Origin of the sequence: Haemophilus haemolyticus, from assembly GCF_001008275.1 — a bacterium.
Lineage (GTDB): Bacteria > Pseudomonadota > Gammaproteobacteria > Enterobacterales > Pasteurellaceae > Haemophilus > Haemophilus haemolyticus_P.
The window spans coordinates 1-1,342 of the sequence record NZ_LCTH01000025.1 but is presented as its reverse complement, the minus strand read 5'-3'; the positions used below and the strand labels follow the sequence as shown (position 1 = coordinate 1,342).

Below are 1,342 nucleotides of genomic sequence, written 5' to 3'. Positions count from 1 at the left end.
GGAAATCTTAAAAAGTTCTTCATCTTCATTTTTAGAAAGAAGATTATTCTCCACTGCCCTTTTAGCCGTTTCTGCCCCAGAAGTTGCCGCAAGGAAACTCCCTCCTTGCTCCGCTGCGGTGCCATTCGCTTTCGCCGTCAATGCTGCAGCTAATCCGCCCGCCAATTGACTTAACGTACTAATGTTTTCCTTCTCATTGGCCGTTAATTCATTGACCGGTTTGCCATAAGCTCTCGCGATGATTTCAGCTGTTGCTTCCCCCGTCACCCCAGCCACTGCACCCGTCAATGGGTCTTTGCCTGTCACTTGGAACTCCACCGCGGAAAGCAGAGCATGCGCCATCAGATTCGCGGCTTTGTCTTTTGCCGTGTCGCCCGCCGTCATCTCGTGGATGGTTTTGTTGAGATAAGGTGAAGCCAGTGCGACAAGACTGCCTGCGGTATCGTTTTGTGCTGCTGCTTGCAATGCCGCTGTCACGGCGCGAATCGCCATGCCTGTCTTACTTCCAATACCGTAAGTGCCGTCTATGTCATTTTGAATCGCAGTAATTTGTTTACCAATTTCTTGCGCTTGCGTACTTGATTTACCGTATTTTTCTTCCGCTTTAAATTTTTCTAATGACAGTTTATTAATCTTCTCACGCTCATTATACGTAGCGATGCTTATCGCGTTGTTACTGATGTCGCCTATCACTTTCGCCATTTCTTGGCGTTCTTGCACTTTTTGTAAATCTTGTTTTTCAACACGTTGATTCGCATTTTTGGTGTCACGTGAAAGTGCGGTCAGATTTTCCGGTGTTTCGGTGTCTATCTGAATGTTGCCGCTGATGGCTGATTGGGTAATGCTGCGCGCGCTTTCATTGGTGTTGCCCAATAAGCTCAAGGCACTGCTTATCGCTTGCATCGGGTTAATGCCTCCCGTGCCTGCCCCCATGCTTGCACTTTCGGTTTTAATCTCGCTTTTATTTTCAATATCGGTATGCGTGAGCGATTTTGTTTTGAAGTGGTTTTTACTTGCCTCAGCGTCACTTTCAATAATGGCACCATTCAGTTGGGTATGGTTGTGGATATGGGCATCCATGCCATCTTCACCCACACGAATACCCGCTTGTTCATTCACTTGCGCATAATCCACTTTCGCTTTGTTATAGGAGGCACTCACTGAAGCACCACCTCCTGAACCCTGTACCACCGAGCCACTTGTGCCTGCGCTCGTTTGTTTGGATTCGTATTTTTCTGTATCTTGACGGCTCGTTATCGTCAGATTTTGAATATCCGCTTCCCAACGTTTCGCTTTAAGATTCGCTGCATCAAGGTTTAAGCCGCCTTCTTCACTATTGGTG

At 47.2% G+C, this 1,342-nt stretch carries 1 protein-coding gene; it reads right to left on the bottom strand.

What is annotated here, in order from left to right:
• Positions 1 to 1,342 (bottom strand): VENN motif pre-toxin domain-containing protein (locus tag AAX15_RS03525; RefSeq protein ID WP_046939163.1); only part of this gene is annotated, 1,342 nt, incomplete at both ends.